24 protein-coding genes are annotated in these 23,437 nt (G+C 69.1%); 7 read left to right on the plus strand and 17 right to left on the minus strand.

Annotated elements, in window-relative coordinates:
* Positions 1 to 191: 191 nt before the first annotated feature.
* Positions 192 to 716, plus strand: coding sequence for a YflT domain-containing protein (locus tag ACZ1DY_RS32355; RefSeq protein ID WP_126733535.1), 525 nt, complete (start codon positions 192 to 194; stop codon positions 714 to 716).
* A 153-nt stretch (positions 717 to 869) separates the two neighbouring features.
* On the opposite strand, the gene ACZ1DY_RS32360 is transcribed toward ACZ1DY_RS32355, so the two are convergent.
* Both ACZ1DY_RS32360 and ACZ1DY_RS32365 read right to left on the minus strand, forming a co-directional pair.
* Complete coding sequence (locus tag ACZ1DY_RS32360) at positions 870 to 2,114, minus strand: DUF1700 domain-containing protein (RefSeq protein ID WP_465481910.1); 1,245 nt, start codon at positions 2,112 to 2,114, stop codon at positions 870 to 872.
* Positions 2,111 to 2,434 (minus strand): PadR family transcriptional regulator, encoded by a 324-nt coding sequence (locus ACZ1DY_RS32365; RefSeq protein WP_034323457.1) that lies wholly within the window; start codon positions 2,432 to 2,434, stop codon positions 2,111 to 2,113. Before ACZ1DY_RS32365 ends, ACZ1DY_RS32360 begins: the two co-directional genes overlap by 4 nt.
* Before the next feature lie 162 nt (positions 2,435 to 2,596).
* Here ACZ1DY_RS32365 and ACZ1DY_RS32370 point away from each other — a divergent pair, with 162 nt between their 5' ends.
* Genes ACZ1DY_RS32370 through ACZ1DY_RS32385 form a run of 4 tightly spaced genes read left to right on the plus strand, consistent with a single transcriptional unit; the run spans position 2,597 to position 4,924 of the window.
* Positions 2,597 to 2,974 carry a GntR family transcriptional regulator gene (locus ACZ1DY_RS32370; RefSeq protein ID WP_126733537.1) on the plus strand — a complete coding sequence of 126 codons (378 nt, stop codon included), beginning with the start codon at positions 2,597 to 2,599 and terminating at the stop codon, positions 2,972 to 2,974.
* Positions 2,971 to 3,858, plus strand: coding sequence for an ABC transporter ATP-binding protein (locus tag ACZ1DY_RS32375; RefSeq protein WP_257485083.1), 888 nt, complete (start codon positions 2,971 to 2,973; stop codon positions 3,856 to 3,858). Before ACZ1DY_RS32370 ends, ACZ1DY_RS32375 begins: the two co-directional genes overlap by 4 nt.
* Complete coding sequence (locus tag ACZ1DY_RS32380) at positions 3,855 to 4,544, plus strand: ABC transporter permease (RefSeq protein ID WP_126733539.1); 690 nt, start codon at positions 3,855 to 3,857, stop codon at positions 4,542 to 4,544. Before ACZ1DY_RS32375 ends, ACZ1DY_RS32380 begins: the two co-directional genes overlap by 4 nt.
* A gap of 26 nt (positions 4,545 to 4,570) precedes the next feature.
* A complete protein-coding gene (locus tag ACZ1DY_RS32385) occupies positions 4,571 to 4,924 on the plus strand; it encodes a DoxX family protein (RefSeq protein WP_465481911.1) in 354 nt (117 codons plus the stop codon).
* Here the strand turns inward: ACZ1DY_RS32385 and ACZ1DY_RS32390 are convergent.
* The 14 genes from ACZ1DY_RS32390 to rsmD form a co-directional block, all read right to left on the minus strand.
* The gene (locus ACZ1DY_RS32390) at positions 4,921 to 6,105 is read right to left on the minus strand and encodes an MAB_1171c family putative transporter (protein WP_465481912.1); all 1,185 of its coding nucleotides are present in this window, start codon (positions 6,103 to 6,105) and stop codon (positions 4,921 to 4,923) included. The genes ACZ1DY_RS32385 and ACZ1DY_RS32390 overlap by 4 nt on opposite strands.
* Positions 6,102 to 6,659, minus strand: a complete 558-nt coding sequence (locus tag ACZ1DY_RS32395) for a hypothetical protein (RefSeq protein WP_465481913.1) — start codon at positions 6,657 to 6,659, stop codon at positions 6,102 to 6,104. The genes ACZ1DY_RS32390 and ACZ1DY_RS32395 overlap by 4 nt, the downstream gene beginning before the upstream one ends.
* Positions 6,660 to 7,100, minus strand: a complete 441-nt coding sequence (locus tag ACZ1DY_RS32400) for a helix-turn-helix domain-containing protein (protein WP_257485079.1) — start codon at positions 7,098 to 7,100, stop codon at positions 6,660 to 6,662.
* 67 nt (positions 7,101 to 7,167) lie between these two features.
* Entirely contained in the window at positions 7,168 to 8,028 is an 861-nt protein-coding gene (gene mutM / locus ACZ1DY_RS32405) for a bifunctional DNA-formamidopyrimidine glycosylase/DNA-(apurinic or apyrimidinic site) lyase (RefSeq protein ID WP_465481914.1), read from the minus strand.
* 35 nt (positions 8,029 to 8,063) lie between these two features.
* A complete protein-coding gene (locus ACZ1DY_RS32410) occupies positions 8,064 to 9,419 on the minus strand; it encodes a polysaccharide lyase 6 family protein (RefSeq protein WP_465481915.1) in 1,356 nt (451 codons plus the stop codon).
* Positions 9,420 to 9,530: 111 nt separating this feature from the next.
* On the minus strand, positions 9,531 to 10,277 hold the full coding sequence (gene rnc, locus ACZ1DY_RS32415; protein WP_185927140.1) for a ribonuclease III: 747 nt from the start codon (positions 10,275 to 10,277) through the stop codon (positions 9,531 to 9,533).
* Between the two features lie 15 nt (positions 10,278 to 10,292).
* A complete protein-coding gene (gene rpmF, locus ACZ1DY_RS32420; RefSeq protein WP_005160412.1) occupies positions 10,293 to 10,475 on the minus strand; it encodes a 50S ribosomal protein L32 in 183 nt (60 codons plus the stop codon).
* 72 nt (positions 10,476 to 10,547) lie between these two features.
* Positions 10,548 to 11,165: a YceD family protein gene (locus ACZ1DY_RS32425; protein WP_126733546.1), complete on the minus strand. Its 618-nt coding sequence runs from the start codon at positions 11,163 to 11,165 to the stop codon at positions 10,548 to 10,550.
* Positions 11,166 to 11,290: 125 nt separating this feature from the next.
* On the minus strand, positions 11,291 to 12,016 hold the full coding sequence (locus ACZ1DY_RS32430) for a DivIVA domain-containing protein (RefSeq protein ID WP_034323487.1): 726 nt from the start codon (positions 12,014 to 12,016) through the stop codon (positions 11,291 to 11,293).
* Positions 12,017 to 12,133: 117 nt separating this feature from the next.
* Positions 12,134 to 12,916 (minus strand): hypothetical protein, encoded by a 783-nt coding sequence (locus ACZ1DY_RS32435; RefSeq protein WP_465481916.1) that lies wholly within the window; start codon positions 12,914 to 12,916, stop codon positions 12,134 to 12,136.
* Positions 12,916 to 13,431 carry an RNA polymerase sigma factor gene (locus ACZ1DY_RS32440; protein WP_465481917.1) on the minus strand — a complete coding sequence of 172 codons (516 nt, stop codon included), beginning with the start codon at positions 13,429 to 13,431 and terminating at the stop codon, positions 12,916 to 12,918. Before ACZ1DY_RS32440 ends, ACZ1DY_RS32435 begins: the two co-directional genes overlap by 1 nt.
* Before the next feature lie 67 nt (positions 13,432 to 13,498).
* A complete protein-coding gene (locus ACZ1DY_RS32445) occupies positions 13,499 to 14,191 on the minus strand; it encodes a ribonuclease domain-containing protein (protein WP_257485075.1) in 693 nt (230 codons plus the stop codon).
* A gap of 99 nt (positions 14,192 to 14,290) precedes the next feature.
* Entirely contained in the window at positions 14,291 to 14,773 is a 483-nt protein-coding gene (gene coaD / locus ACZ1DY_RS32450) for a pantetheine-phosphate adenylyltransferase (RefSeq protein WP_126733550.1), read from the minus strand.
* Between the two features lie 62 nt (positions 14,774 to 14,835).
* Complete coding sequence (gene rsmD, locus ACZ1DY_RS32455) at positions 14,836 to 15,390, minus strand: 16S rRNA (guanine(966)-N(2))-methyltransferase RsmD (RefSeq protein ID WP_257485074.1); 555 nt, start codon at positions 15,388 to 15,390, stop codon at positions 14,836 to 14,838.
* Between the two features lie 122 nt (positions 15,391 to 15,512).
* Here rsmD and ACZ1DY_RS32460 point away from each other — a divergent pair, with 122 nt between their 5' ends.
* Positions 15,513 to 17,627, plus strand: coding sequence for a HelD family protein (locus tag ACZ1DY_RS32460; RefSeq protein WP_465481918.1), 2,115 nt, complete (start codon positions 15,513 to 15,515; stop codon positions 17,625 to 17,627).
* Positions 17,628 to 18,191: 564 nt separating this feature from the next.
* On the opposite strand, the gene ACZ1DY_RS32465 is transcribed toward ACZ1DY_RS32460, so the two are convergent.
* A complete protein-coding gene (locus ACZ1DY_RS32465) occupies positions 18,192 to 22,007 on the minus strand; it encodes an nSTAND1 domain-containing NTPase (protein ID WP_465481919.1) in 3,816 nt (1,271 codons plus the stop codon).
* 164 nt (positions 22,008 to 22,171) lie between these two features.
* On the opposite strand from ACZ1DY_RS32465, the gene ACZ1DY_RS32470 reads away from it, so the two are divergent.
* Positions 22,172 to 23,167 (plus strand): LLM class flavin-dependent oxidoreductase, encoded by a 996-nt coding sequence (locus ACZ1DY_RS32470; protein ID WP_257485072.1) that lies wholly within the window; start codon positions 22,172 to 22,174, stop codon positions 23,165 to 23,167.
* Positions 23,168 to 23,437 lie beyond the last annotated feature (270 nt).

The raw sequence follows: 23,437 nt of genomic DNA on the forward strand, positions 1-23,437 counted from the left end.
CTTCTTCCTACCGGGTCGCCCCGCCTCGGTCAACTCGACCAATGGTCTGGTTCGTTACCCATTGCTCACCGTAGTTGATCCCTGGGCGGATTGTCTGCGATGCCCGGCTGAGAAGATGCTGTGAATCCCGCCGCACCGGGAGGAGATCCGCGCATCCGGGACGTTGTACGGATCAAGAGAGGTGAGAAGGAATGACACAGGCATTCACGCAGCAGACCACGTTCACCGAGCCCCAGGGGCGGGCTCAGCTCCCGACGATGCCCAGTGGGTGGCCGATCGGCTCGTACGAGTCGTACTCCGAAGCGCAGCGTGCCGTCGACCACCTCGCGGGAACGGACTTCCCGATCACGGACGTGACCATCGTCGGTGTCGAGCCGGTCCTGGTCGAGCGGATCGCCGGACGGATGGGCTGGAGCAAGGTGCTGACCAGCTCGGCGCTGTCCGGCGCGATGTTCGGTGTGTTCCTCGGGCTCGTGCTGAGCCTGCTGAACCCGGGCGCCGGGCTGGTGCCGATCATCGTCGGCCTCGTCGGCGGTATCGGGTTCAACCTGCTGTTCGGCGCGCTGGGGTACGCGGCCTCGAAGAACAAGCGCGGGTTCATTTCGCAGAGCCAGCTGGTCGCCCGGCGTTACGACGTCCTGGCCCAGCCGCGCAACGCCGAGAAGGGCCGCGCCCTGCTGGCCGACCTGGCCGCCAGGAGCGCGTTCCACCACTGAGCCTCACCCCACGCGAGCCGGCACCTCTTCGGGAGGTGCCGGCTCGCGGCATTTCGTCCTCTGGATGCGGTAGTTCGCGTTGCCGGCTACCGCATCCAGAGGACGAAACGCGGGTGGAGGCGGCCCCCGACGCCCGCCTCCACCCGGAGCCACCTAGCGCGTCGGCTGGGTGGAGTTCGACGGCGGAGCCTGGGACGAAGGCGGAGCCTGGGCGGTCGTGGAAGGCGGCGCCGGGGTGATCTTCGGGATCGCCGCGCTGAACGGCACGTCCGTCCTTTCCAGACAGTAGCTGCGGTAACCGTTGTAGCCGTTGAGGTTTCCGTCGTGGTCCTGGACTCCCCGCTCGAGCCGCGGCCGCGGATAGCGGTTGTCGTCGCCGATCCTTCGCTTCTCGCCCGTGCTCTGCTCGCAGGCGTACCGGGTCGTGCTGAGCGGGCGGCCGTTCTCGTCGTAGAGGTAGATCTCGGTCAGCGGTTTGCCGTCGGCGTCGAACGCGTAGATGTTCTCCACGTCCTGGCTGCCGTACGTCAGCTGCGGGTTCCCGTAACTGTCGTTGTAGCTCGGCCCATAGGGGCCGTTGTAGGAACCACCGCCGTAGGACCGCTTCGCGATCAGGTCGACCGCCGCGCCCGCACCACCGAGCATGCTGCCGATGACGAACGCCGAGATCGGCACGGCCAGCCACAGCAGCCGCCGGTCGGCCTTCAGCTTCGGGCCCGCCCAGACCACCGCGACGGCCGCCAGCAGCATCAGCGGCAGGAGCAGTACGGCTTCGGTGTCCCGGAGCACGAGCAGCAGGCCGAAGATGACCAGCACCGCCGCGCACAGCACCCACCACGCCGGCTTGAGCGTGCGGAAGTAGTTGAGCCCCTTGCCGTTCCGGTCCTTCTGGAACGAGGCCGCGATCTCGCGGAGCTTCACCACCTCGGGCAGTTCCGCGATCGGGGCGACCCCCTTCCGGACCACGTAGGCGACGCTGATCGCGAGCACGGGCGCGACGAAAAGCAGGCCCAGCAACGGTTCCACCCGGACCCACACCGCGGCGGCGAAACCGAACAGCGCGAAGCCCCCGACCGAGAACACCAGACCCCAGAACGCGAACCGCGCTCCACCGATCCCGGTCTTCACCTTCAGCACGGTGGTCTTGCCGCCCGCCTCGGCCGGCCGCGGCGGGTAACCGCCGGACGCCCGCAGTTCGGCGGCGTAGCTTTCAGGGCTGCCCAGCCGCTCGATCAGGGCGTCGACCTTGGGGTTGTCCCCGAGTTCCGCCTCCATCTCGGCGAGATGCGGCCGGACGTCTTCGAGGATCTCCTCGACTTCGCTCTCGGGCAGGTCGGCGAGCGCGCTCCTGACCCTCGCCAGATACACCCGCACGGCGGTCGGATTCTGCGTGCTCATGCTGCCTCTCCCAACAGGCTGTTCATCGTCGTGGCGAAAGTCCGCCAGGTCTGCCCCGACTCTTCGAGCCGCTGGCGACCCGGCTCGTTGAGGCTGTAGTACTTGCGGTGCGGGCCTTCCTCGCTCGGCACCACATAGGACGTCAGCAGGCCCGCCTTGTACAGGCGCCGGAGCGTCCCGTACACCGACGCGTCGCCCACCTCCTGCAACCCCGCGATACGAAGTCTTCGGAGGACGTCGTAGCCGTAGCCGTCCTCTCCGCGAAGCACCGCGAGAACGGCGAGGTCCAGCACGCCTTTTAGTAGCTGACTGATCTCCACAGTCGCGTCCCTCCCAGTCTTACGCAACAGAAGGTACCACGCATTGCACAGTAGTGCGCACGGCGGAGGCGACTTGCGCTCACCGGGTGGTTCATGGGTTACTTAGTCCAGTAATGAACCACTGCACCCATGAGGTGCTCGAAGACTGGGGACGGAGGTGTCGTGCTCGACGAAGGAACACCCCTGTTCGCGCAGATCGCCGAACAGATCGCCGACGACATCGCCGAGGGAAGCCTGGCCGAGGGGGAACGCGTGCCGTCAACCAACGAACTCGCCGCCTTCTACCGGATCAATCCGGCGACGGCGGCCAAGGGGATCAACGTGCTCGCCGACGACGGCCTGCTCGAAAAACGGCGCGGTATCGGCATGTTCGTCGCCGCCGGGGCGCGGCAGAAGCTGCTCACCGACCGGCGGCAGCGGTTCGCCGAGCAGTACCTCGACCCGATGCTCAGCGAAGCGAGGCGCCTCGGCATCGACGACGAAACCCTGATCTCGCTCATCCGCGGGAACGGACACCGGAACGGAGGACCCGCCGCATGACGCCGACCATTTCGACCACCGGCCTGACCCGGCGCTACGGCGACCATCTCGCGCTCGGCGATGTCTCGGTCGACATCGAAGAAGGCAAGATCACCGGCCTGCTGGGCCGCAACGGCGCCGGCAAGAGCACCTTCCTGCGGATCGTCACCGCGCAGGAGTTCGCCAGCGCGGGCTCGGTCCGCGTGTTCGGCGAGAGCCCGGTCGAGAACGAGCGGGTGCTGAAACGCCTGGTGCTCGTCCGCGAAGACCAGCAGTTCCCGGATTTCAAGGTGCGGCACGCGCTTGCGGCGGCGTCGTGGTTCTATCCGAACTGGGACTCCGAACTCGCCGACACGCTGCTCCGCGATTTCGACCTGCCGACGAAGCGCCCGGTCAAGAAGCTCTCGCGAGGCATGCGCTCGGCGCTGTCGATCACGATCGGGCTCGCGGCGCGAGCGGAACTCACGCTGCTCGACGAGCCGTACGCGGGCCTCGACGCCGTCGCGCGCCAGCTGTTCTACGACCGGTTGCTCGACGATTACTCGGCCCATCCGCGCACGATCCTGCTCTCCACGCACCTGATCGACGAAGTGGCCGATCTGCTGGAGCACGTGGTGATGATCGACAAGGGCCGCGTCGTCCTCGACGCGGCGGCCGACGAACTGCGCGGCTCGGCCGTCACGGTCACCGGCCCCGCTCTCGCGGTGGACGACTTCGTCAGCGGCCGCCGGGTGCTGCACCGCCGCAAGATCGGCTCGCGGGCTTCGGTCACCGTCGCCGACGCGCTCGATCCCGCCGCGACGGCGAAGGCGAAGGCCCTGCACCTGAAACTCGAGCCGCTTTCCTTGCAGCAACTGATGGTGCACACCTCCAACGGACAGACCGCAGAGGAGGCGTCCGCATGAACACCCTGGTCAACGTCGCGCGCTACCACCTGGTGGACCGGCTCCAGTACGTCGTCCTCCCGGTCGGCATCACGTTCTTCGCCTTCGGGGTGAACGTCGCGATCTTCTCGCTGCTCCCCGAAACACCCGACGAGAACTACTCCGGCGGCCTGTTCACGCTGTTCGTGTTCATGTTCGTCTGCGGCGCCTTGAGCATGACTAAGTCGCTCCCGTTCGGGCTGGCACTCGGGGTGTCGAGGCGGTCCTACTACCTCGGGACGGTACTGCTGATCGCCGGGCTCTCCGCGCTGTACGCGGCGGGAATCGCCGTGCTCCAGGCGATCGAGGACGGGACCGGCGGCTGGGGGCTCGGGCTCCACTACTTCCGCGTCCCCTGGCTGCTCGACGGTCCCTGGTACCAGACCCTGCTCACGGCCTTCGTGTTCCTGACGCTCGTGTTCGTCTACGGCATGTGGTACGGCCTGATCTACCGGCGCGCCGCCGTGCCGGGTGTCGTCCTGTTCGGCGCCGCGCAGGTGCTGGTGCTGCTGGGCGGGGTGCTGCTGCTCAGCTGGACCGATTCCTGGCCGAAACTCGGCACGTTCTTCAGCACGCTGACCGTCGGCGGCGTGACCGGGGTGCTCGCCCTGCTGGTCTGCGTCGCGGGTGCCGGCGGATTCGCCACGATGCGCCGCGTCACCGTCTGAAACCCTTCCACACCAAGGAGTTCGTCATGGCCGTGACTCATGTGGTGTTGTCGGTACTGCTGGCCGCGATCTTCGCCGCGCTGGGGGTGGCGAAGATCCTGCGGCAGCAGGCGTTGGTCTCCCGGACCGAGAGGCTCGGTTTCTCGGTCCGGGGGATCCAAGGGATCGGCGCGCTCGAACTCGCGGGAGCGGCCGGCCTGGTGGCCGGGTTCTTCTGGCGGCCGCTCGGGATCGCCGCGGCGGCAGGCCTGGTGGCCTTGCTGATCGGGGCGGCGGTCTTCCACGTGCGGGCCGGCGACGGGATCAAGGACGTCGCCCCGCCGGTCTGGCTCGCGCTGGTCTCGGCGGCGGCCGCCGTCACCGCGATCGTTTCGGCTTAGACCGCGAGCGTTTCGCGGGCCCTGTCCCGGATGCGTCCGACCACGGTGGACCGCCGCCAGGCTCGCGTGACCTCCACGAGCCACGCCGCTTCGGTGGCGATGTCCGGCTCGTCGAGGTAGGTCGCCGGAACGTCGTCGGGGGCGTACCGGCGGCCCGCCTCGGAGGCGACGAGCGCGGCGGCCAGTGCCGCCGCCTCGATCGTCGCGGCGATCCGGGCTTCGGGGATCTTCGCCTCACGTGCTTCGGCTTCCGCGAGCGCTGGAACGTCCGGATCGAAGTAGGGCCGCAACGCGAGATGGCCGTCCCGGATCTCGATCACCCTGCGGTACAAGGCGAATTCGACGCCACCCGGCATACCGGGGCCGGGGTCCAGCGCGATTCCGGGGACCGCGTCGCGCAGCGCGGCCCACAACGGCTCGATCCGGCGGTACGTCCGGTACGCGCCGATCAGCCGGAACGGTGTGGCCAGCGCGGGCCCCCACACGCTGAGTGTCGCGCCCGCCCCGGCGAGCCCGACGCTCAACGCCGCCAGGATCGCCGAGAACGTCTCCTCACCGGCGTCGACCGCGCCGGTGGTGGCGAGGATGTAGATGTCGTCGACGTCCCAGAAAGTCCAGCCCAGCGCGGAAACCCCGCCACCGACGAGCAGCCACAGCCCGATGCGAAGCGGACCGGGAGCGGCATGACGCGCGAAGCGGGCGAAGACGATCGAGAAGGTCAGCAGGCTGATCAGACCGTAGACGAGGAAAAGGACGTTGTACGCGACGAACCACCCGAGCCTGCCCGGCCCGGCAGCGGTGTGGTCGCCAACCCGGTAGCTGTCGGACAGGAAGAAGAGCGCGGTTTCGGCGGCCACCACGGTCCAGGAAAGCACCGCGTGCCAGCCGATCCGCTTGCCCTCCCCCAGTTTCAGCGACCGCGCGAACGCGACCGCGAACGCCATCGCGCCGATCTTGAGCAGATCGGCCGCGAGGTTCAGGAGGCTGCCCATGGGTTCCTCGACCCCGACGGCGTTCTCCATGGCCGGGGTGAGCAGCATAATGCCGCCCGCGATGCACATCCCGAAGCCGCTGAGGAACCACATCCGCCGCACCGGCTGGGTGTGGCGGGCCTGGATCAGCTTGTAGCCGAAGCCCGCGAAAGCCACCACGCAGCAGAAGTACGCGATGGTCTCGGTCACGGCAGGCGCCGTTTCCGGCTGCCGAAGAGATCGTCGACCCTCGCCATCCCGCCGGCGAGATCGCTCTCGTCGGGACGCGCGGCGCCGCGCACCGCCGTCCGCGCGACACGGCGCGCCAGGAGACTGGCGAGCAGCTCCGCCTCCTGTTCCTCGACGGCGCTGTAGCTCGTGCGGCCCAGGACACGGCGGACGAGTTCGGGCGACAGGTTCGGCATGAGGGTCTTGCCGGCGGCGGCGTCGAGCACGATCCCGTCGGCCCCGGCGTCCGAACCGACGTGCCCGCACACCAGGTGGCCGACCTCGTGCAGCAGGATGTGCCGCCGGTGCAGGGCGGTGGTGTTGGCCGGATAGAGGATGTAGTCCGCGCGTTCCGTGCTCATCAGCAGCCCGCACGGGCCGCTGGAAGGAACGCTGACCTGCATCAATTCGATGGGACGGCCGCGCTCGGCCGCGAGTTCCGCGACGAAGGACCCGGCGTCGAACGGTTCGGGAAGGGTGACGCCGTCGGCGAGACTCCGGCAGCGGCGCCACAACTCCTTACGGCGACGGTCCACTCACGACTCCTTCTTCGGGCCGCCCCGTCCGGATTCCCTGCGGGCGATCGCGTCGATCATGTCGCTGATGGTGTCGAGTCCGTCGGGGGAAAGCGTTACGGCCCGCAGCGCGACGTCGCGGACACCGGCGTCGCGAAGGGCGCCGAGGAGCGCGAGTTCCTCGGCGATCTTGGCGCTCTGCTCGTCGTCGAAGAAGTACGCGGGCGAGACGCCGAAGAACCGCGCGAGCGCCTCGAGATGGCGTTTCGTCGGATTGTCGCGACGCCCCGTGCGCAACTGCCACAGGTACGTCGTCGAGAAGGTCTCGCCGGTCGCCTCGCGGCAGGCCTTGGCGACCTCCTCGTGGCTGTACGGCTCGCGATCGGGTCTCAGCACGATCTGGAACAGCTTGTCGATCTTCTCGGCGAGCGTCGTCTTGCCGGGCTCGGTCGCGGCCACCATCCCACTCCCTAAGTGTCGTGCCCGTTCATGCTAGTTGACGCGGCGCCCGTGTCGTACACGACAGTTTTCACCTCGCGCGCGGCTTCGGCTGGCACCGCGGGCAGGAGAACGACGACCGGTTCATGAAGGGGTCGCGCCGGATGGCCGTCCCGCACCGGCCGCAGGGCAGTCCTTCCTGGCCGTAGGCGTCGAGTGACCGGTCGAAATAGCCGGACTCGCCGTTGATGTTGACGTACAACGCGTCGAACGACGTCCCGCCGGCGACCAGCGCCTCGGCCATCACGTCGCTGGCGGCGGTGAGCACGGCACGGCCCTGTGCGGCGGTGAGCCTGTCGGTCGGGCGGGCCCAGTGGAGCTTGGCGCGCCAGAGCGCCTCGTCGGCGTAGATGTTGCCGATCCCGGAGACGAGGGTCTGGTCGAGCAGGGCGCGTTTGAGCTCGGTCCGCCTCGACCGCAGCGCGCGGACGGCCTGGTCGAGGTCGAACCGCAGATCCATCGGGTCGCGGGCGATATGCGCGATGGTGCCAGGCAACGCCGTCCCGTCGACCTCGGTGAGTTCCGCGAGCGCGAGCCCGCCGAAGGTCCGCTGGTCGACGAAGCGCAACTCCGGCCCGTTGTCGGCGAAGCGGAACCGCACACGAAGGTGCTTCTCGTCCGGCGCGTCGCCGGGCTGGACGAGCATCTGACCGCTCATACCGAGGTGCGCGAGCATGGCCTGGCCGTCGGAGAGCTCCAGCCACAGATACTTGCCGCGGCGGCGGGCGGCGGTGATCTTCACTCCGGAAAGCCGGCCGCCGAAGTCCTCGGCGCCGAGTTCGTGACGGCGGATCGCGCGGGCGTGGAGGACTTCGACCTCGGTGATCGTCCGGCCGGAGACATGCGCCTCGAGCCCGGCACGGACCACCTCGACCTCGGGGAGTTCGGGCATGCCGTCGATTCTCCCACCGGCCGTCGCGAGTGGCGTCAGGGAGCGGCCGGCCCGACGTCCGCCCTGGTCAGGGCTTTCCGTGCCCCGCCCGGCAGCAGTTCGTCGGCGCCGACGTCGTACCTCCCGGATCGCTTCTGCAGATCGAAATCCGTGCCCGCGTACGGGTAGGAGCCGACACCGGCGTCGATCGCGGGACTCCCGGACGACAGGCGGTACAACCCGTCCTGCACCAGCTTAGGATCGACGGCCTTGTACCCGGAGGGCATCCCCGCGGGACCGCCCCAGGCGATGTTCCCCTCGTACTTCACGACCGAACCGCCCGGCATGCTCACGAGCTTTCCCGTCCCCTGCAGGACGTTGTTCGCGAGCACGCAGTCCTTGGGCTTGAAGTCACCGCCGTCGCCGTGGACGACGTCCGTGGTCCCGACGACGGTGTTGTACGCGACCACGACCCGGTCGGGCCGGTCGTGGAGTTTGCTGTCCGGCCCGCTGTCCGCCTCGCTGCCGGAGCCGAAGACGATCCCCCGGTTCGCCGAGGAGTGCACGTAGTTGTTGACGATCTTGTGATCGTTGCCGTGGAAGCGGATCCCGGACCGGCCGAGCAGGATGTTCCCTTCGACGACACTGCGGTCGCCGTGGCGCAGCACGATGAAACCGCGGCTGTCGCGGATCGTGTTGTACCGGACGACGTTGTCCGAGGACTTCACGGAGATCGCCTCGGAATCCCCGTCGGCCTTCTCGAACAGGTTGTACTCGACGATCCCGCCGGCCTTGTACTTCTGGTGGTGGCTCAGCCCGAACCGGATCGACTCGCCACCGTTCGAACCGGTGAACCCGTGGTTGGAGAAGTAATTGTGGTGCACATGCACCCGCTTCGCCATGTCCTTGGCCGGGCCGAGCACCTGGAGGAAGACCCCTTGGGTGGTGCGGTTCTGCAGCACGTTGTGGTCGAACTCGGTGTCGTCACCGTTGAGGGTGACCCAGTTGCCGCCGCCGGTGAGCTGGACGTCGAGCCGGGTCAGCCGGTTGTGCGTGCTGCCCACCGGCACGCTCAGCGAGCCACCGTGCCGGAGCTTGAACCCGCGCAGCACGACATGCGAAGCGCCCGAGGAGAACGAGAATCCCGTCGATCCCTTGATCTCGGCCCTGCCGACGTGTTCCGCGGTGATCGTGATCGGCGCGTTCGCCGTACCCGACCGTTTGATCGCGATGGCCGAGCCCGCCGAGTAGCTGCCGTCGGCCAGCCGGATCTCGTCGCCGGGAGCGGCCTTGTCGATCGCGGACTGCAACGCGCTCAGCGACGTCACCCGGACGACCTGAGCACCCGAAGCAGTGGCAGGACCTGTCATCAGCGCGAAAACCGTCGCCGTGACCAGGCAGAAACAACGCATCCGCCGACCTCTCGACAGGCGACCTGAACGGTCGCGTCAGTGGCGGCGGACTGCGCTGACGTTACTGATTCACCGGTTCGCGCGTCAACGAACCGTCCCGCTGAGGAGGACTCAGGTCGTCTTCGGCGGCTGTTCGATGTCGAGTTCGGCCGAAAGCTGGCGCCAGGCCGTCTCGGCGGCCTTCTGCTCGGCTTCCTTCTTGGTCGTTCCCGAGCCGTAGCCGAGTTCGCGCCCGCCGACGAGGACGGTGGCGCTGAACTCCTTGCGGTGATCGGGCCCGGTGTCCTCGACCTTGTACTCGGGCACGCCGAGTCCGGCCGACGCCGTCAGCTCCTGGAGGCTGGTCTTCCAGTCCAGGCCGGCGCCGCGCAGCGGCGCCTCGGCGAGCAGGTCGTCGAACAGGTGGTGCACGAGCTTGCGCGCGACATCGATGCCGTGCTGCTGGTACGCGGCGCCGATGACGGCTTCGAGCCCGTCGGCGAGGATGCTCGCCTTGTCCCGGCCGCCGGTGAGCTCTTCGCCCTTGCCCAGCAACAGGTGCTTGCCCAGCCCGCCCTCACCGAGACCGCGCGCGACCCTGGCCAGTGCGTGCATGTTGACCACGCTGGCCCGGAGCTTCGCGAGCTGCCCCTCGGCAAGTTCGGGATGGGTGTTGTAGAGGTGGTCGGTGACGACCAGGCCCAGCACCGCGTCCCCGAGGAACTCCAACCGCTCGTTCGGCGGCAACCCACCGTTCTCATAGGCATAAGAACGGTGGGTCAACGACAGCGTCAGCAGCTCGGGTTCGATCGTGATCCCGAGAGCTTCGAGCAGTGGTGCGGGGTCCGCGGGTGGTCCACCGGCAGATTTGCCCCCCATGTCGTCGGCTGCCGATCAGGCGGGCTCGACGACCTGGCGACCGTTGTGCTGGCCGCAGGCCGGGCACGCGATGTGCTGGAGCTTCGGCTGCTTGCAGGCGCGGTTGGAGCAGGGCACCAGCTGAACCGGAGCCGCCTTCCACTGGCTGCGGCGCGCGCGGGTGTTGGATCGCGACATCTTCCGCTTCGGGACGGCCACGAGTAGATCTCCTTCAGACGGTCTGCCCGCGGTCGCGAGCGAACTTGCTTCTCCGGAACGAGCTGGTGCTCGTCAGGCTTGCTTTCCGGGGCCATCGGCCTGGTCATCGCCCGTTTCGTCATCGAAACGATCGACCAGCGCGGCCCACCGAGGGTCTATCTTCTCATGCCCGTGACCGGGCTCGAGATCGGCCCACTTGACACCGCATTCGGTGCACAGTCCCCGGCAGTCCTCGGCGCACAGCGGGGCCAGCGGCAGCGCCAGCACCACCGCGTCGCGGACCGTCGGCTCGAGGTCGATCCGGTCGTCCACCAGGCGGGGAATCTCGTCCTCGTCGGTGGTCTCCTCGGTCGCGGAGCCGGGGTAGGCGAAGAGCTCGGTCAGGTCGACCTCGACGTCCTCGGTGATCGGGTCGAGGCACCGCGAGCAGTGCCCCGTCGCGACGGCGGACGCCGTGCCGCTGACGAGCACGCCCTCGACGACGGACTCGAGCATCAGGTCGAGTTCGAGGGTGGAACCGGCGTCGATGGTGATGACGTCGGGCACACCGAGCGCGGTCTCGACGGGGATCGAGCGTTGGACGGCCTTGCTCAGGCCGGCGTGACGGCCGAGTTCGCGGGTGTCGAGCACCCACGGGTTCCGGTCGTCCAGTTGCGCAGGCCTGGCCTGCGGCGACTTGTTCTCAGACATCGGTCACCAGGGTACGCAGGTACCGCCACCGGCTTTCGGGCGCGGTCGGTGAAGTCCGTGAAGTACATGAAGGCCCCCTTCCTTGCGTCTAGCGCCAGGAAGGGGGCCTTCATGTACTCGAGCGATCAGCTCTGGTAGTCGTACAGCGACGTCCGGCTGTTGCCCGGCAGGTTGACCGGGGACCGCAGGTGGTTGCGCCCGGAGTCGACCGTCCGCAGTGTGGTCGCCAGCAGTTCGGAGAACTCGGCCAGCTTCCCGTCGACGTAGGCGTCGCAGTCGCCGCGCTGCTTGTCGGCCTCGACGTGCGCCTCGTCGACGATGCGGGCCGCCTCGCCGTGCGCGGCCTGGACGACCTCGGTCTGGGCGACGAGCCTGGCCTGTTCGGCGCGGCCGTCCTCGATGGCGCGCTCGTAGGCGTCGCGGCCCGCCTGGATCATCCGCTCCGACTCGGCGCGGGAGCGGTCGGTGAGGTTCTGGAACTCGGCCTGCCCGGCGGCGACCATGCGCTCGGCCTCGGCGTGCGCGTCGCTCATCATCTGCTCGGCGCGGGCGCGGGCGTCGGCGAGGATGCGCTCGGCCTCGGCCTGCGCGTCGGCGACCGTGCGGTCGGCCTCGGTGTTCGCCGTGGTGATCGTCTCCGCCGCCTCGGTGCGGGCGGTCTGGATCAGCTGATCACGTTTGTCCAGGACGTCCTGGGCGTCGTCCACCTCGCCCGGCAGCGCGTCGCGGATGTCGTCGAGCAGTTCCAGGGTGTCCCCCCGCGGGACGACACAACTGGAGGTCATCGGCACGCCGCGGGCTTCCTCCACGATGGTGACGAGCTCGTCGAGCGCCTCGAAAACCCGGTACACGGCCACTCCCTACCTACAGCGATCCCCACATTCCCTGAGCTCAGTTTGCCCTCATCGCCGCCGTAAGGGGTGAAAGCGCGCGGTACCGGGCGTGTCCCGCCTGGTACCGCGCGTCGCCTACCGGAGATCGAGTTCGGGATCCGAGACCAGCTTGATCAACTGGTCGTCCGGCGGACGCGAGCCTCCGTCGCCCGCGCCGGTGGACACGGCGACCACCGTGCCGTCGGCCCGGTACGCGATCGCGTCGCGACCCGGTTCGACGTCGCCGGGAGGCAACGACGGGACGGTCCCGGTGACGACGACGGTGCTTCGGTCCGGTTGGAGCAGCTTCACGCAGTCCACCGGTTCCCCGCTCGTCACCCCGCCGAGGTCGGCGTCGAAACCGCCGCGGGGCCGGCGGCCAGGCTCACAGCTGTCTTCGAGCGAGAACCCGCGTTTGGCCGCTTCGACCCCGAGAACAGTGAGAAGGAGGGAACGATCGGCGCCGGAGGCGTCCCGGTAGCCGATCATGAAGACGAGGGCGTCCCAGGTACCCAGCTGATGCACGGAGCGGATCCGGACGTCCTTCGCCCCGGTGAGCACGCCGGGCAGGGCGGTCGCCAAATGCCCGGAGATCCTCGCCTTCCGCGCGGTCAGGTCGCCGTTCGCCGGAGCCGGCGACGGCGCGCCACTCGGTGACGGCGCGACCGGGACGGGCGGCACGGCCGGCGTGGGTCCACCCCTGGGCGCCACGAACACGACCGCCGCCGCGATCACCGCCAGCGTGGTAGCCCCCGTCGCCGCCATCGCCCGCCGGTTCCGCGCCTTCTTCGCCGCCTTCCCGGCGACTTCGTCCGGGTCGAAGCCGAGCGGTGGCTCGGCCAGGGTGATCCCGCGCAGCCTGTTTTCCAGTTCGTCCATCACGCGCTCCTCCCGGAGACAGCCTCGTCGTGCTGTCTCTGCAGGGCCGCGCGGAGGACTTCGAGTCCTCGCGCGGCCTGGCTCCTGACCGTCCCTTCCGAACAGCGCAGCGCGACGGCCACCTCCGCGACCGGGAGATCGGCGCAGTAGCGCAGCACGACGGCGGCGCGCTGTTTCGGGGGAACTTCGGCGAGGGCGCGAAGCAGCGAATCCGAGATCCCGGCGGTCGCCGGGGCCGCAGGCTCTTCGGGGACGACGCCGTCGCGGTTCTCTCTGCTCCGCCATGGACGTCGCCGCTCGTCGAGCCAGCAGCGCATCAGGATCTGCCTCGTGTAGTTGTCGACGGGCCCTTTCCGGCGGACCTTCGGCCAGACCCGGTAGAGCTTGATGAGCGCGACTTGGACCAGATCCTCCGCGAGATGCCAGTCGCCGCAGAGCAGGTACGCCGTCCGTCTGAGCGGTAGCGCCTTGTCCTTGGCGAACTCCCTGAAGCTCGCGTCGTCCCCAGACCGCATCGTGCCTCCTCGTCCGTGTTCCGGTGTATCTCACGGACGAGGAGGTACGAAATGTTGCACGGACGGGTCAGCCGGCGAGATTCACCAGCTTGAAGGTCGCGTAACGGTCCGGCGTGTAGACGATCTCGCCGCCCTTGCCGGAGATCACGCGGTCGCTCGTGCCCACCGGGAACAGCTGGTAGTAGCCGGCGGCACACTTCGGCAGCACACCTTCGCGGTTCTCGTAGACCGTGCCGGTCGCGCCACCGCGGGCCTTGTCCACCACGGACTTCGCCGCGGAGGACAGCGTCGAGTAGCCGATCTTCGTCAGCTTCGAGGTGTCGCCGCAGGACGGCGCCGGGGTGCCGTCGGCGTCGATCACGGAGAAGGTCTTGTAGTGGTCCGCGGTGTAGAAGTGCTCGCCGGCGTTACCGGTGACGATGCGGCGCGCACCGCGATCGGGCGAGCCCGGCGTAGGCACCGTGTACTCGCGGTAATAGCCCGACGCGCACTTCGGGAGGATGTTCTCGCGGTTGGAGAAGACCGTGCCGTCCTTGTCCGGGTACGGGAACGGGCCACCCTTCTGGATGAGGTCGTAGGTCGTCGTCGCCTCGGCGGGCAGCGACGACAGCGACACGTGCTTGAACCCGGTGAGATCCCCGCACGGGTTCTGCTGGATCGAGACGGGGGCGGCCGTGGCCTGCGCGGCACTCAGCCCGCCGAAGAAGGTGACAAGCAGAACGAGCAGCGCGGCGGCGATCCGCGATCGTTTGTTGGTCATTTTCGGACCGTAACCCGATCGTGTATTCACCAGAAGGCGCCGAGATGAACTCTTCATCGCCGCTCACCGGCGCCAGACCAACGGCTTCGGCCGTTCGGGTCAACCTCGGTCGGAGTACTTCTCCGAGAGGCGTTTGAACACTATCGGCGGCACCAGGTGCTCGATGTCGCCACCGAGCGCGGTGACCTCCTTGACCAGCGAGCTCGACACGAACCCGTACGCCGGGTTGTTGGCCATCAGCAGGGTTTCGAGCCCGGTCAGCTCGCGGTTCATCTGTGCCATCTGGAGCTCGTAGTCGAAATCGCTGACCGACCTCAGCCCCTTCGCGACGGCGATGATGTCGTTCTCGCGGCAGTAATCGACCAGGAGTCCCTGCCACGAGTCGACGCGCACGTTCGGCAGCTTCGCGGTGATCTCGCGGAGCATGTCCATCCGTTCCTCGGTGGTGAACAGGCCCTTCTTGCTCTTGTTCACCCCCACCGCGACGACGACCTCGTCGAACAGCTTGGCCGCCCGCTCGATGATGTCGAGATGTCCATTGGTGGCCGGATCGTAGGACCCGGGACAGACCGCACGCCGCATGGCGCGGACGCTACCAAGGCCGAGGGCCCGCTGCGCGTCCTGCGCACTTTCTCGGTGCCGCGTCACACCTGATATTCGGCCCAGTAGAGCGCGGTGTCGCCGTAGCGCTTCGTCCGCATCGGCTCGAAACCCGGCGGCCAGTCCGGCTCGCCGTCCCGAGCGGCCCGCTCGATCACCACCAGCGCGCCGTCCGTGACCCATCGGCCGGCCGCGAGCGCGGCCATGACCTCCCCCAGGCGGGTGGAATCGACAGCGTAGGGCGGATCGGCGAGGACGATGTCGAACGTTTCCGGCGCCGGAGCGGCCACGACGGACTCGACGGTCCCGGCCCGGACCGCGCCGCCGAGCCCCAGCGCGGCGACGTTCCCCTTGAGCACTTCGACCGCGCGCCTGTCGTGTTCGACGAACAGCGCGCCGGAGGCGCCGCGGGACAACGCCTCCAGCCCGAGCGCGCCCGAACCGGCGTAAAGGTCGAGGACCTGGGCCCCTTGCAGCTCGCCGGCGACCTCGAGCGCGTTGAACAGCGCTTCGCGCACGCGTTCCGACGTGGGCCTGGTGCCCTTCGGCGGGACCTTCAGCCGCCTGCCGCCCGCGGTCCCCGCCACGATCCTGGTCATGGGTGCATCGTGCCTCAACGCCTTCCATCGTGACGTTGGCCGGGACTTGGTGAAGCCGCCGCCCAGCTCGCGTAGAGTCGTCCTTCGCCCTCGGAGGCGATAGAAGCGTTTAGGAGCGTTGCGTGTCCGAACCTCGGGTCAGACGGGCCGAGATCGCCATCGAGCAAGCCCATGTGGACACCGTCTACACCCGGCTCGCCGAATTGCGAGCCCAGGCTGAGGCCATGCGTACCAAGGGCTACGAGATCGGCCATGGCGCCGGGCGGGAAGCCATCTTCGAGCAGGCGTCCATGCTGTTCGAACGGGACATGATGGTCTTCCACGCCAATCAGACCCTGCAGACCCTCGACGCGGAGTACGAGGGGCTGGTCTTCGGCAGGCTCGACCACCTCGACAACGACCACATCTACGTGGGCCGCCTCGGCATCCGCGACGCCGAGTTCGACAACCTCGTCACCGACTGGCGCGCGCCCGCGGCCGCGGCGTTCTACCAGGCGACGGCCGAGGAGCCGATGAACGTCGTCCGGCGCCGGGTGATCCGGTGCTCCGGCCAGAACGTGCTCGACGTCGACGACGACGTCCTGATCGCCGACGCGGTCCCCGACGGCATGCAGATCGTCGGCGAAGGCGCGCTGATGGCGGCGCTCGGCCGGTCGCGTGGCGAGAAGATGCGGGACATCGTCGCCACCATCCAGAAGGAGCAGGACGAGGTCATCCGGGCGCCGTGGCGCGGGGTCACGGAGATCACCGGCGGCCCCGGCACCGGCAAGACCGCGGTCGCGCTGCACCGCGCGGCGTACCTGCTCTACCGCCACCGGCGCCAGCTCGGCGGCGCGGGCGTGCTGGTGATCGGCCCGTCCGGCGTGTTCACCAGCTACATCTCGCGGGTGCTGCCGTCGATGGGCGAGACGAACGTCGAACTGCGCGCGCTCGGCGAAGTCCTCGACGGCCTCGAAGCGACCCGTCAGGACCCGGCGCCGCTGGCGGCGATCAAGGGATCGCTGCGGATGCGCAAGATCCTGCTGCGCGCGCTGCGGGACACGCCGGAAGACGCGCCGGAGGACATGAAGATCGTCTACCGCGGCGAGGTGCTGCGGCTCAACGCGCGCGAACTCGACAAGGTGCGCCGCAAGGTGCACACCGCGGGCGGGCCGCCGAACCGGTCGCGGATCCGCGCCGCCGAGCTGCTGCTCGACGCGCTCGCCGCGAAGGCCGAGCAGCACGCGAAGGACGACGGCCGTCAGATCGACAAGGCCGAGCTGATCACCGAACTCGGCGAGCGCATCGAGTTCCACCGGTTCCTGGTGACCTGGTGGCCGATCCTGTACCCGGCGCAGATCCTGCGCTGGCTCGGCGACGAGAAGCGGCTCGCCTCCGCGGCGAAGGGCCTGCTCAACCGCGGCGAGATCAGCATGCTCGCGGCCGATTTCGCCGATCGCTCGCGTGGCTGGACCATCGCGGACGTCGCGCTCCTCGACGAGCTGCGCGTCCTGATCGGCCCGCCGCCGAAGAGCCGCCGGGCCCGTCAGAACGTCGAGGTCAACCCGGAGCGCGGTGGCGCCCCGACCCGGCCCGAGCACTACGACGAGTACTCGCACGTGGTCGTCGACGAATCGCAGGACCTCTCGCCGATGCAGTGGCGGATGGTCGGGCGGCGCGGCAAGTACGCGAGCTGGACCGTGGTCGGCGACCCGGTGCAGAGTTCGTGGCCGGATCCGGCCGAGGCCGCGATGGCGCGGGACCAGGCCTTCGGGCTCAAGACGACGCGGCGCCGGTTCACCCTGCGCACCAACTACCGGAACTCGGCGGAGATCTTCGACCTGGCCGCGAAGGTCGTCGCCGGGCACGCGGAGGCCGACGAGCTTCCGCGCGCGGTGCGGCAGACCGGTGTCACGCCGGAGGTCCGGCCCGTCGAGGCCGCCGGCCTGGAGGCTGCGACGCAGGCCGCGGTGAAGGAGATGCTGGGGGTCGTCGAAGGCACCGTCGGCGTGATCACCGCCATGGACCGGGTGCCCGAGATCGAGGGCTGGCTCGACGGGCTGTCGGACGAGCGGCTCAAGGTCGTCGGCAGCCTCGACTCCAAGGGCCTCGAGTACGACGCCGTCGTCCTGGTGGAGCCCAACGACCTCATCACGGAGTCGACCACCGGACGCCGGGTGCTGTACGTCGCGCTGACCCGCGCGACCCAGCAGCTCACCGTCCTGGCCTCGAACCCGGACTGGATCCCGGCCGCCTGATCACGCGTGTCGTCCACCTGATCACGCGTGTCGTCCGTCCAGTCACGCGTGTCCGCCGCCCCATCACGTGAGTTACGCCCCCGATCACGTGAGTTACGCCCTCAATCACGCGAGTTACGTCCCCAAGCACGCGAGTTACGCCCCTGATCACGCGAGTTCGGCAGTCCGGGATGGACGACACACGTGATCGAACGGACGACACACGTGATTGGACGGACGACACACGTGATTCGGGGCGCGACTCACGTGGTTGGGGATGTCACTCGCGTGGTTTGGGACGTCACTCGCGTGATTGGGCGCGTAACTCACGTGATTGGAGGCGTCACTCGCGTGATTGGGCGCGTCACTCGCGTGCTTGGGGGCGGAACACAAGAGGCGGAGACGGAAAAGCTGAAGGGCTCCTTCAGGACACTGGTGAATGCCCTGAAGGAGCCCTTCAGACCCCCGGTGAGTGAACGATGTGGGGACGCATCGCACGTCCAGGGGTATTTCTAGCGCCTCTTCGTTGTTCGGTGTCACGGCGATCCCACCGAACAACAACGCCGAACAACGTATCGGCCGTGGTCACGGGCACGGGGGCGCGTAATCGAGCCCCGGCAGGTGTTGTTCCCACTCGTCCGCCGTGATCCGCGGGTACACCGTCGCGCAGATGCGTTCAGCCGCCCGTTCGGGGCTGGTCTCCCACAACCGCACGCTGCCGTCCGCGACCGAACCCGCGAGGGTGTGCCCATCGGGGGCGAACGCCACGGCGTTGACCCGGTCGACGTCGTCGGTCAGGTTCGCCGATTCGCGGACCGATCCGGGATCGGAGACGTCCCATAGTCGCACGGACCGGTCGTAGCTGCCGGTCGAGAAGGTCTTCCCGTCCCCGCTGAAAGCGACCGAGATGACGTTGTCGGTGTGCCCCGCCAGCAGCGCCGCCTCGCGCGGAGCCGCCGGATCCGTCACGTCCCAGAGCCTGCCGGTGCGATCCGCGCTGCCGGTGGCGGCGAGTTTGCCGTCCGGACTGTAGGCGACCGAGAACACAGTGTCCGAATGCCCCTTCAGCACCGAAAGCGGCTTCGGCGCCTTCGCCATCGAGACGTCCCACAGCCGGGCGGTGTGGTCCCATCCGCCGCTGAGCAGGGTGCGGCCGTCCGGGCTGAACGCGATCGAATGGACGTCGTCCTCGTGCCCGGTCAGCGTCGCGAGTTCGACGGGCCGCCGGATGTCGGAGACGTCCCACAGCTTCACCGTGTGCCCGGACCCGGCCGTCGCGAGCGTCCGGCCGTCCGGGCTGAACGCGACGGGGTCGATCTCTTCCGCCGGCCGATAGAAGACGCCGGTGTCGACCGGCTTGCGCGGATCGCTGACGTCGATCAGCCGCATCGTGTGGTCCCAGGAGCCGGCGGCGAGCGTCCGCCCGTCCGGACTGAAGGCCAGACCGCAGACGCCCTGGCCGAAGCCCGCGACCTTGCCCACCTCACGCGGGTTCCGGGTGTCGGAGACGTCGACCAGGCGCACCACGCCGTCCTGGCTGCCGGTGGCCAGCAGCTTCCCGTCGGAGCTGAACACCGCCCGGCAGGCAGACCGCGCCGGGCCGCTGATCGCGGGCCCCGGCAGATCCCACATCCGCACCGTCTGGTCGTCGCTCGCGGTCACGAGCGTGCGGCCGTCCGGGGAGAACACCGCCCAGACCACGGCCGCGGTATGCCCGACGAGTGACGGTTTCTCGCGCGGTTTCGCCGGATCGGTGATGTCCCAAAGCCGTGCGGCGCGGTCGAAACCGGTGGTGGCCAGGGTCGTCCCGTCCGGACTGAACGCCACGGACCGCACGATGGTCTTGTGCGCGGCCGTCGTCCCCAGCGGTGACGGCGCCATCGGGTCGGCGACGTTCCACAGCCGCGCCGTCTGGTCGATGCTCGCGGTGGCGAGCGTCCGGCCGTCCGGGCTGAACGCCGCGGAGTGGATCCCGGCGGTGTGCCCGTTCACCACGCCGAGCGGCCTGGCCTTGACGGGGTCGGCGACGTCCCACAACCGCGCGGTCTTGTCGGCGCCGGTCGAGACGAGCGTCCGCCCGTCGGGGGCGTAGGCGAGACCGTTGACGTTGCCGGTGTGCCCGGGGAGGGTGGCCGCGAGCACGGGTTTCGCGGGATCACGGACGTCGAACAACCGCACCGTGCCGTCGCCGTCGGCGGTCGCGAGCACGGCGGACTTCGGGCTGAACGCCACCGCGTTGACCCGGCTCGGATGCTCGCCGACCAGTACGCCCGGCCCGGGTTTCGCCGGATCGGCGACGTTCCACAGCCGCGCGGTCTTGTCCCAGCCCGCCGTCGCGACCACGGCGCCGTCGGCGCTGAAGGACACCGAGTTGACGTTGCCGGTGTGCCCGGTCAGCGTGGCCAGCTCGGCCGGGCGATGGGGATCCTTGACGTCCCACAGCTTGGCCGTCTGGTCCCAGCTGCCGGTGACCATCACCTGGCCGTCGCCGCGCAGCGCGGTCGCGTTGACGCGGTGGCCGTGCCCGCGGACGCGGGTCGAGTACGGCGACTCGAACATCCCGAGCACGCTGCCGCGGGTGTCCACACTCGGATCGACGCGGTACGCCGCCAGCGCGAGCTGCGCGGCCAGCGCCGGATTCGTCGTCCGCATCTCGATGGCCTGCCCGGCGACCTTCTGCGCGAGCGCGCTGTTGCGCTGGCTGGTCGCGGTCTGCTCGGCGCGGACGGCGTACGCCATCGCGGCCGTCGCGAGCACCAGCAGGACGGCCAGGAGCGCGACCAGCTGACGCAGCCGCCGGGTGCGGCGCCGGGCGACGGCCTGCTCGTGGTTCTCGATCGCGACGCTCGCCTCGAGAAACCGGCGTTCACGCTGGGAAAGCGCGCTGTCGTGCTCCCCCGCCCACTCCCTGGCGATCGCCAGGCGCGCTCCGCGATAGAGCCAGCCGTCGTCGCGGCCGACGGACTCCCACGCGTCGGTCGCCTCGGTGAGCTGGCGGTGCACGCGCAGGCCTTCACGGTCCTCGGCGAGCCATTCGCGCAGGCGCGGCCAGCCCCGGATCAGCGCCTCGTGCGCGATCTCGATGCCGTTGTCGTCGAGCGTGACCAGCCGCGACGACGCCAGCCTGTCCAGCACGACCGCGACGTCCGGGTCGTCGGCGTCCACCTCGTCGCGGGTGATGCGCCGTTTGGTGTCCTCGGTGCCCTCGCCGAGCGCGGTCATCCGCAGGAAGATCTGGTTCGCCAGCCGCTGCTGGTGTTCGGTCAGCGCGGTGAAGGTGTGCTCGGAGGTCTGCGCGACCGACCGTTCGATCCCACCGGTGGACTCGTAACCGGTGAGGGTGAGGGTGTTGCCGTGACGCCGGCGCCAGGTCTCCAGCAGAGCGTGCGAGAGCAGCGGGAGCACGCCGGGCTGCCCGGTCGCGTCGGCGACGAGCCGCGAGACCAGCGCGTTCTCGACGCGGTACCCGGCGTCGATCGCCGGCCGCGAGATGGCCTGCCGCAGCTCCTCGGTGCTCATGGGGCCGACGAGGATCTGCGCGTCCTGCATGGCCTCGACCAGCTCGGGATGCCGCGCGCAGTGGGTGTAGAAGTCGGTGCGGATGCCGAGGACGACCCTGGTCCGGCTCTCGGCTTCGGTCGTCGCGGTGACCAGCGCGGACAGGAAGGCCGTCCGTTCGTCGGCGTCCTGGCAGAGCGTGAAGACCTCCTCGAACTGGTCGACGACCAGCACGACGTCGCCCTCGCGGTCGGCGACCAGCTGACGGGCGGCGAGGCCGAGGTTGCGCGGATGTCCGGTGAACTCCGCGAGCAGCCCGCCGGGCGCGAGCCCGAGCGCGGCGCCGAACTGGACGGCGCATTCCTGCAGCGGCCGCGATCCGGGGGTCATCAGCAGCGTGACCGACGTCTCGGCGACGGCCGGGAGGAGACCGGCCCGGAGCAAGGACGACTTACCGGAACCCGAAGCACCCAGAACGGCCAAGAATCGTTGGTTCGAAAGCCTCGTGACGAGTTTTCCGACAAGTCGTTCGCGACCGAAGAATCGGCTCGCGTCATCCGGCCCGAATGCGGCCAGACCGATATAAGGGACCGATTCCCCATTCGACGGGGCAACCGGTGAATCATCGACTCCGGCGCGCGTCCGCTCGGTCACGTCGTGCCATCGCGCCTCCCACTCGTCCTCGGGGCCGTCGCACGCCCGGACGTAGGCCAACGTGACCGCCAAGCTGGGCATCTTCTTCCCACCAGCGGCCTCGGAGAGGGTGCCCGCGGAGTAGTGGGCACGCCTGCCCAGCTCCCGGTACGTCGGATTTCCGGCCTTCTCCCGCAGGCGCCGGAGATCGGCGGCGAACCCCAGCAACGGATCGTCCCCGGGGTCCAGCGGTCGTTCCGGACGCGGCACCTTCAATCCTTTCTTTTCAGTGGTTTTCCCACGTTCGCATTAGGGGGCAACCGTACCGTGGAAAGGGGGGAACTCCGCCGAGTGCCGGGTACATCGAGTCGGTTAATTTCGATCGATCGACAGGCACGGGAAGGGTTCGGGGGCCCGCGGCGTTGTACCGATGCGTGACCTCTTTGCCTGACATCCCGCTGTCCGTGCTCGACCTCTCGCCCGTCGTGGCCGGAGGCGGTGTCGCGGATTCGCTTCGCAACACCCTCGACCTCGCGCGCCGGACCGAAGCCCTCGGCTACCACCGGTACTGGCTCGCCGAGCACCACAACATGCCGGGTATCGCGAGTTCGGCGACCGCCGTGATGATCGGCCAGGTCGCGGCCGCCACCGAACGCATCCGGGTCGGCTCCGGCGGGGTCATGCTGCCGAACCACGCGCCGCTGGTGGTGGCCGAGCAGTTCGGCACCCTGGAGGCGTTCCACCCCGGCCGGATCGACCTCGGCATCGGGCGTGCCCCGGGCACCGACCAGCGGACCGCATTGGCGCTGCGCGGCCCCGGCGGGCTCACCGCGGAGAACTTCCCGCAGCAGTTCGCGGAACTGCTGGCCTACTTCGAGCACTCCGACCAGCGCGCCGTCAACGCCGTGACCGCCGAAGGCAACAAGCCGCCGGTGTGGCTGCTCGGGTCGAGCGGCTTCAGCGCGCGGATGGCGGGCGAACTGGGCCTGCCGTTCTCGTTCGCGCACCACTTCAGCGCCGAGAACACGCTCCCCGCCGTGGCGCTCTACCGCGACTCGTTCAAACCGTCGGACGTCCTCGACGAGCCGTACGTGATGCTCGGCGTCTCCGTGGTGGCCGCCGAGACCGACGAGCGCGCGCAGTACCTCGCCGCCCCGAGCGGCCTGACGTTCCTCAGCCTGCGCAAGGGCCGCCCGATCCCGCTGCCGACGCCGGAAGAGGCCGCGGCCTACCCGTACACCGACATCGAGCGCGTGTTCATCGAGGACCGGGCCGCGAGCAGCATCATCGGCTCGCCCGAGACGGTCCACAAGGGACTCGAGACCCTGCTGGCCGACACCGGCGCGAACGAGCTGATGATCACGACCATGGTGCACGACCAGGCGGACCGGGTGCGGTCTTACGAGCTGGTCTCCGAACTGGCGCGCTGAGGCGCTTCTCGCGTGAAGGCCCCCTTCCCTCGGCTGAGTCGAGGGAAGGGGGCCTTCACGCGCTTTCGGCCACGGTGCTGGGGATGTCCCGAAAGTGGCTTCGCGACATGCGGGCACCGCGCCGGCCTCAAGGATCGTTCGAGAGCCGCCCCACGCCACGAATGGACCAGCGCGCCACCGGACACGAAAGAACGGACAAGACCCCCGCCCGCCTTTGTCACAAAAGAACAAGAATTCTCCGGTTACCAGGACGTGACGTCTTGATCACAC

It is taken from the genome of Amycolatopsis sp. PSD-21 (genome assembly GCF_055561455.1).

Bases quoted from the DNA above. Each gene is read 5' to 3' on its own strand.
- ACZ1DY_RS32425 (WP_126733546.1), bottom strand. From the start codon at position 11,165: ATGTCTGAGAACAAGTCGCCGCAGGCCAGGCCTGCGCAACTGGACGAC.
- ACZ1DY_RS32440 (WP_465481917.1), bottom strand. From the start codon at position 13,431: ATGCGGTCTGGGGACGACGCGAGCTTCAGGGAGTTCGCCAAGGACAAG.
- ACZ1DY_RS32410 (WP_465481915.1), bottom strand. From the start codon at position 9,419: ATGCGTTGTTTCTGCCTGGTCACGGCGACGGTTTTCGCGCTGATGACA.
- ACZ1DY_RS32400 (WP_257485079.1), bottom strand. From the start codon at position 7,100: ATGGTGGCCGCGACCGAGCCCGGCAAGACGACGCTCGCCGAGAAGATC.
- rsmD (WP_257485074.1), bottom strand. From the start codon at position 15,390: ATGACCAGGATCGTGGCGGGGACCGCGGGCGGCAGGCGGCTGAAGGTC.
- ACZ1DY_RS32355 (WP_126733535.1), top strand. From the start codon at position 192: ATGACACAGGCATTCACGCAGCAGACCACGTTCACCGAGCCCCAGGGG.
- rnc (WP_185927140.1), bottom strand. From the start codon at position 10,277: ATGGGGGGCAAATCTGCCGGTGGACCACCCGCGGACCCCGCACCACTG.
- ACZ1DY_RS32380 (WP_126733539.1), top strand. From the start codon at position 3,855: ATGAACACCCTGGTCAACGTCGCGCGCTACCACCTGGTGGACCGGCTC.
- ACZ1DY_RS32360 (WP_465481910.1), bottom strand. From the start codon at position 2,114: ATGAGCACGCAGAATCCGACCGCCGTGCGGGTGTATCTGGCGAGGGTC.
- ACZ1DY_RS32375 (WP_257485083.1), top strand. From the start codon at position 2,971: ATGACGCCGACCATTTCGACCACCGGCCTGACCCGGCGCTACGGCGAC.
- ACZ1DY_RS32445 (WP_257485075.1), bottom strand. From the start codon at position 14,191: ATGACCAACAAACGATCGCGGATCGCCGCCGCGCTGCTCGTTCTGCTT.
- ACZ1DY_RS32385 (WP_465481911.1), top strand. From the start codon at position 4,571: ATGGCCGTGACTCATGTGGTGTTGTCGGTACTGCTGGCCGCGATCTTC.
- mutM (WP_465481914.1), bottom strand. From the start codon at position 8,028: ATGCCCGAACTCCCCGAGGTCGAGGTGGTCCGTGCCGGGCTCGAGGCG.
- coaD (WP_126733550.1), bottom strand. From the start codon at position 14,773: ATGCGGCGTGCGGTCTGTCCCGGGTCCTACGATCCGGCCACCAATGGA.
- ACZ1DY_RS32435 (WP_465481916.1), bottom strand. From the start codon at position 12,916: ATGGACGAACTGGAAAACAGGCTGCGCGGGATCACCCTGGCCGAGCCA.